Origin of the sequence: Leucobacter sp. M11, assembly GCF_035726885.1 — a bacterium.
GTDB lineage: Bacteria > Actinomycetota > Actinomycetes > Actinomycetales > Microbacteriaceae > JAPFRB01.
This window is the reverse complement of record NZ_JAPFRB010000004.1, coordinates 118568-124850: the sequence shown is the minus strand read 5'-3', so window position 1 is coordinate 124850 and position 6283 is coordinate 118568. Positions and strand designations below refer to the sequence as shown.

General features: G+C 70.2%; 5 protein-coding genes and 1 pseudogene. 5 read left to right on the top strand and 1 reads right to left on the bottom strand.

The annotated features are described in order from the left end of the window. The 4 genes from OOT08_RS12555 to OOT08_RS12540 all read left to right on the top strand — a co-directional run. Positions 1–471: nuclear transport factor 2 family protein (locus OOT08_RS12555; RefSeq protein ID WP_325093085.1), on the top strand; the 471-nt coding region annotated here is incomplete at its 5' end. Beyond that, positions 468–1871: a purine-cytosine permease family protein gene (locus OOT08_RS12550; RefSeq protein ID WP_325093084.1), complete on the top strand. Its 1404-nt coding sequence runs from the start codon at positions 468–470 to the stop codon at positions 1869–1871. The genes OOT08_RS12555 and OOT08_RS12550, both read left to right, overlap by 4 nt. A 25-nt stretch (positions 1872–1896) precedes the next feature. After that, positions 1897–2541 carry a cyclase family protein gene (locus tag OOT08_RS12545; RefSeq protein ID WP_325093083.1) on the top strand — a complete coding sequence of 215 codons (645 nt, stop codon included), beginning with the start codon at positions 1897–1899 and terminating at the stop codon, positions 2539–2541. Positions 2542–2746: 205 nt separating this feature from the next. After that, positions 2747–4105, top strand: a complete 1359-nt coding sequence (locus OOT08_RS12540) for an NAD-dependent succinate-semialdehyde dehydrogenase (protein ID WP_325093081.1) — start codon at positions 2747–2749, stop codon at positions 4103–4105. Positions 4106–4202: 97 nt separating this feature from the next. Here OOT08_RS12540 and lysA read toward each other — a convergent pair whose 3' ends face one another. Next, complete coding sequence (lysA, locus tag OOT08_RS12535; RefSeq protein ID WP_325093650.1) at positions 4203–5504, bottom strand: diaminopimelate decarboxylase; 1302 nt, start codon at positions 5502–5504, stop codon at positions 4203–4205. Between the two features lie 175 nt (positions 5505–5679). Here lysA and OOT08_RS12530 point away from each other — a divergent pair. Continuing rightward, positions 5680–6283: pseudogene (locus OOT08_RS12530) on the top strand (hypothetical protein); the annotation flags it as partial.

Below are 6283 nucleotides of genomic sequence, written 5' to 3'. Positions count from 1 at the left end.
CTGTACCCCCACTATTCCCAGCGGCCCACGGGCCGCGAACTCAACGGAGAGCACATGCAGACACCCACAGAGTCGCGGGTTCTTGAGGCCGCCGACGCCATCGTCCAGGCCTTCGCCGCGACCGACACCGAGCGCTACTTCGCGGGCTTCGCCGCGGACGCGAGCTTTATCTTCCACACCGACGCCGAGCGACTGAACAGCCGCGCCGAGTACGAAAGCCTCTGGGCGAGCTGGCTCGCCGACGGCTGGCGCGTCCGCTCCTGCGTCTCGAGCAACCGCCTCGTGCAGGCCTTCCCCGGCGGCGCGGTGTTCTCGCACGACGTCGCCACCGAGATCGAGGTCGACGGCGAACGCGATGCCTACACCGAGCGCGAAACGATCGTGTTCGCCGTGACCGAGTCGGGAGCGCTCCGTGCCGTGCACGAGCACCTCTCCCCGACCCCCGACGCAGAGACGGAGGCCCCGGCATGAACCTCTACCGGCGCTTAGACACCTACCTCGAACGGAACTCCGACAGCTACGGCCCCGTCAAGGGGACGCAGTCCCTCGCCCGGGTCGGCATGATCTGGCTCGCGGCAAACCTCGTGGTGACGACCCTGCTCACGGGCACCCTGTTTATCCCCGGGGTGTCCTACCCGACCGCCATCTGGCTGATCCTGCTCGGCACGCTGCTGGGCGCCATCGTGCTGATCCTGGTGGGCAACATCGGCACCCGCACGGGCCTGCCGACGATGGCGATCACCCGAGGCGCCTTCGGCATTCGCGGCAGCCTCGTCCCCGTCGCCGCGAACCTGATCACCCTGATGGGCTGGAGCTGGGTGCAGGCCATGCTCGCGGGTGTGACCGTGAACTACCTCGTGCACGAGTGGACCGGATACTCGAACCCTGTCCTGTTCTCGGTCATCTGCGAGGTGCTCGTGGTGACCCTCGCGATCTTCGGGCACTCCGGCATCGCGAAGGTCGAGCCGTGGCTGGCCCTGCTGATCCTCACCATCATGGGCACCGTGTTTTACAGCGCCTTCACCGCCTTCTCCCCGGCCGAGTTCGCCGCGATCCCGGTGGACGCCTCGCTCGGCGAGACCCCGTTCAGCGTGCTCGACGTCGTGATCGCCACCGCCGTGTCCTGGACCGTGCTCTCTGCGGACATGAACCGGCACGCGAAGAACAGCCGCGCCGGGATGATCGGCTCCGGGATCGGCTACACGCTGTCGACGGTGCTCGCGATGGCCCTCGGGGCGACCGCCATCGGCGCCGTGATCCTCTCCGGCGACGAGGCCACGGCCTTCGACCCGATCGTGGTCGTTTCGCACTTCGGTGCCCCGCTCGCCATCGCGATCTTCTTCTCGGTGATGGCCACCAACACGATGGCCGTCTACGGCATGGTCACCTCGGCGGTCAACGCCCAGTCCAAGCGCCCCCTGCGCTTCCTGCCGACCGCGCTGGTGCTCGGGTCGATCTCCATCCTGGGCTCGACGTGGCTCGCGCTGCTCAACCAGTTCACCGATTTCCTGGTCATGGTCGGGGCCTTCTTCGTGCCCGTGTTCGCGGTGATGATCGTGGACTACTACGTCCTTAAGCGGGGCTCCTACACGCACGAGATCATGGACGAGTCCCCGAGCAGTCGCTACTGGTACCGCGGCGGGGTGAACTGGATCGCGATCGCGGTCTGGGCGCTCGGCGCGGTCACCTCCTATCTGCTGAGCTACGTGATCCCGAGCCCGGTCGGGGCGAACATCCCGGTGTTTGTCCTGAGTTTCGTGCTGTACTGGGCGCTGTCGCGGGGATCGCGTGCGCGCTTCCCGTTCCGCCCGCACACCCATCTGACGGAGTCGATCCCGGTCGTCCCCACGACCGACTCCGCGCACCGCTAATGCCCCGGCCACCGAAGGAGACCACGTGCCAATCGTCGATCTGAGCTTCCCGATCCGCTCCGGCATGCCCGTCTTCCCGGGCGACCCCGAGGTCCGCATCACCGAGGCCCTCTCGGTCGCGGAGGACTCGGTCGCGGTCACCGCGCTCGCCCTGGGCTCGCACAGCGGCACCCACATTGATGCCCCGTCGCACACCGTGCCGGGCGGGGCAACCATCGACGCGTTCCCGCTGGCGGAGCTCATGGGCGAGGCGGCGCACCTGCGCGTGGCCCGCCCCGCGGACGCGCTGCTCGTGACGGCGGCCGAGCTGGCTGCCCCGCTGCCGGCGAAGCTGCCCCCGCTGGTCGTCGTCACGAGCGGCTGGGACGCGCACTTCGGCACGGAGCGGATGCTGCGCCACCCGGTCATCGCGCCCGCGCTGGCCAGCGAGCTGCTCGCGCGCGGGATGCGGGTGCTGATCATCGATTGGCTGAACCCGGACCCGAGCGAGGGCGACGGCGGGCTCCCCGTGCACGAGCTGGTGCTCGGCGGGGGCGGGGCCATCGTCGAAAACCTGCGCGGGGCGCACGGCCTCGGTGATCGCTTCCAGCTCACGCTCGCCCCGTTACCGATCGCGGGCGCGGACGGCGCGCCGGTCCGCGCCTTCGCGCAGCTCCCCGACGCGCCGTGACCGCCCGTGGCCCCCGGCGATGCCGGGGGCCACGGCCAGGTGGGGAGCGGGAAGCGGCCCGCCAGCCGACACGCCACAGGCTTTTCCTGACGGGGCTCAGCCCCAGCCTGTGGACCCCCGCTGAACCGTCTCTCCGGTACAGCATTTCTCGGGCGCCTGTGACAGACTAGAGAGACGCCACTGAGACGTGCTCAAAGGAGAAAAAATGGCTAATTACGCCGTCACGAATCCCGCTACCGGTGAGGTTCTCGCAGAATACCCCGGTGCCACCGACGCCGAGGTCCAAGACGCACTCGCCTCCGCGGAGAAGGCTTACCAGGAGTGGGCTCGCAACACCACCGTTGCCGAGCGCGCCGCGCTCGCCCAGCGCGCAGCCGACCTGCTCCTCGAGCGCAAGGACGAGCTCGCCGCGATCATCACGCGCGAGATGGGCAAGCCCGCCGACCAGGCGGTCGGGGAGATCGAGTTCAGCTCCGCCATCATCGAGTACTACGCCAAGAACGGCGAGGAGTTCCTCAAGGACGAGGACATCGTCACCGAGGACGGCGGCCGCGCCTTCGTGCGTCGCCAGGGCCTCGGCGTCCTCCTGGGCATCATGCCCTGGAACTACCCCTTCTACCAGATCGCCCGCTTCGCCGGCCCGAACCTGGTCCTCGGCAACACGATCATCCTGAAGCACGCCGAGCAGTGCCCCGAGTCGGCGCTCGCGATCGCTCAGGTCTTCGCCGACGCTGGCTTCCCCGAGGGTGCCTACGTCAACCTGTTCGCCTCGCACGACCAGATCTCCGACATCATCAAGGACGACCGCGTCCAGGCGATCTCGCTGACCGGTTCCGAGCGTGCCGGTGCGATCATCGCCGAGCAGGCCGGTCGCGCCCTGAAGAAGTGCGTGCTCGAGCTGGGCGGCTCCGACGTCCTCCTCGTGCTCGACACGAACGACCTGGACGCAGCCGTTGAGGCAGCCGTCGGCGGTCGCCTGGAGAACACCGGCCAGGCCTGCAACGGTTCCAAGCGCATCGTCGTGCTCGACACCTACTACGACGAGTTCGCCGAGAAGTTCGCTGCCGCGATGAGCGCCCTCACCTACGAGGCGGGCGACTTCGGTCCCATGTCCTCCGAGAAGGCCACCGAGGGCCTCAGCGCCCAGGTCGCCAACGCGGTGTCCCAGGGTGCGCAGATCCTCGCGGGCGACAACGACCCCAAGGGCAACTTCTTCGCCCCGACCATCCTCACGGGCATCACCCCCGAGATGGACGCCTACACCCAGGAGCTCTTCGGCCCCGTCGCGCAGCTCTACAAGGTGTCCTCCGACGAGGAGGCCATCACGCTGGCCAACTCCTCGCCCTACGGTCTCGGCTCCGTCGTGATCTGCGAGGACGAGGACCGCGCCATCGAGGTCGGCTCCAAGCTCGACGTCGGCATGGTCTTCATCAACGGTGTCGGCCTCGACTCCGCTGAGCTGCCCTTCGGCGGCGTGAAGCGCTCCGGCTACGGCCGCGAGCTCGGCAAGTTCGGCATCGAGGAGTTCCAGAACAAGAAGCTCTTCCGCTTCGCCGCGAAGTAACCCTCGCCGCAGCGAAAACGCCCCGCCGAATCTCACGATTCGGCGGGGCGTTTCCCGTGTCCCGGGTGCCGCCCGGAACGGGTCCGGGGCGGCGGGCTTAGGCCGAGGGCCCCGCGTCCGGGATCGCGGGCGCGTGCGTGGCCAGCAGGTCCGCGTAGGTCTCGCGGCGGACCACGACGCGGGCGGCTCCGTCCGCGACGAACACGACGGCGGGCTTGAGCGCCCCGTTGTAGTTGTTGCTCATCGTGTACGCGTAGGCCCCCGTCGTCGCCATGACGAGGGTGTCCCCCACGCGGGGATCGGCCAGGGCCGCCCCGTCGATCAGGAGGTCCCCGGACTCGCACTGCCGGCCCACGACCTGCGCCACCGTGTCCCAGGCAGCCAGCGGCCGGTCCGCGATGACCGCCTCGAAGCGCTGCCCGGTCAGCGCCACGTCGAGCTGATCGGCCATGCCCCCGTTGACCGCGACGAAGGTGCGCCCGGTCCGCTTCACGGAGAGCACGTCGTACACGGTGACCCCGGCGCGTGCGACGAGCGAGCGGCCCGGCTCGATCATGATTCGCGAGCCCGCGGGGAGGTACTGGCGTGCCGCGGCGACAATGCGGTCCAGGTAGTCCTCGACGCTCGGCGCCTCCTCCGCGTAGGTGTAGCGCACCCCGAGGCCGCCGCCCACGTCGTAGACGGGGAACTCCCCGACCGAGGCGATGTTCGCGACGGCTTCCCCGAAGGGGGCGGTGTCGAGGATCTGGGAGCCGATGTGCAGGTGCACGCCTTCGAAGGTCATCAGTGGGTGGGCCCGCATCCGGGCGATGGCCGCGGCCGCCTGGGTGAGCGGCAGGCCAAACTTGGAGTTGTTGCCCCCGGTTGCCTGCGAGGCGTGCGTGTCCGCGTCCACCCCGGGGATGACCCGCAGGAGCAGCGCCTGCGGCCGGGTGAGCAGGCGCTCCAGGCGGTCGATCTCGTCCTCGTTGTCGACGATCAGCGCCCCGATGCCGGCGTCGAGCGCCATCTGGATTTCCGCGTCGCTCTTCGCGTTGCCGTGCATGTGGATCCGCTTCGGGTCCACCCCGGCGGCCAGGGCCAGCTGCAGCTCTCCCCCGCCCGCCACGTCGATCGAGAGCCCCTCCTCCGCGGCGAGGGCGTACATGCCGACGGCGGGGAAGGACTTCGAGGCGAAGAGCACCGTGCTCTCGGGCCAGCGCTCCGCGAGGCCGCGCACGAAGCGGCGGATCTGGCGGCGCAGGCCGGTCTCGTCGTACACGTGCAGCGGGGTGCCGTACTCGCGGGCGAGCTCGGTGACGGCGACGCCGCCGATCGTGAGCTGACCGTCCGCGTCGACCCGGCTTTCCTCGGGCAGGATGTCGAGCAGCTCGGTGATCCGGTTTCCCGTGGCGGGCACGGCGCCGGGTGACCCGGCGCTCGGGGACGTGGGGTGGGCGGGGGTGTTCGGGGACACGGGGCTCCTCTGGCTGGGCCGTACGGCGGTGACGGAAATCGGGGGCGGCGCACGCCCGCCTCCCAGCCTAGGGAGCTGGTCCCGCGCAGACCATGGAGAAAAGGACTAGTTTTATGGCATGAATCATCGTTTTTCTCCGGACGTGCCGCACGGGGCCGCAGGCGAGCCCGCGGCGGCCCCCGAGGACGTTCTGTACACTCTCGCGGATCAGCTCGCGGGGCTCCTCGGGGGCTCCGTCGCGATCGAGGACATCGGCCGGCGCATCCTGGCCTATTCCACCCTGCCCGGTCTCGCGATGGACGAGGTGCGCGCCGAGGGCATTCTCCGCCGCGAGGTGCCGGATTCCCCCGGTGACGACGCGCTGTACGAGCGGGTCCTCGGCGCCGAGGCCGCGCTGTGGTTGCCGAGCACCGCGGCCGAGGCGGCCCGGATCGCCGCCCCCATCCGCGCGGACGGGGCACCCATCGGCTCCGTGTGGGCGATCCTGCCCGATCCCAGCGCGCCCGCGGCCGCGGCGCTGGCCGCGGTCGCCGAGACGGCTGGGCTCGCCGCAGCGCCCGTGCTCGACCGCCTGGAGGCCACCGCGGCCCGCCGCCGCCCCCAGGACCGCCGCTTCGCGGAGGCGCTCGGCGATGCGCGCCCGCGGGCGCGGCTCGGCAGCCTGCTGCCGGCCGGGGCCGCCGAGCACCGCATGCTCCTGTTCGGCCTCGACCCGGACGTCA

Bases quoted from the DNA above. Each gene is read 5' to 3' on its own strand.
- OOT08_RS12550 (WP_325093084.1), top strand. From the start codon at position 468: ATGAACCTCTACCGGCGCTTAGACACCTACCTCGAACGGAACTCCGAC.
- OOT08_RS12540 (WP_325093081.1), top strand. From the start codon at position 2,747: ATGGCTAATTACGCCGTCACGAATCCCGCTACCGGTGAGGTTCTCGCA.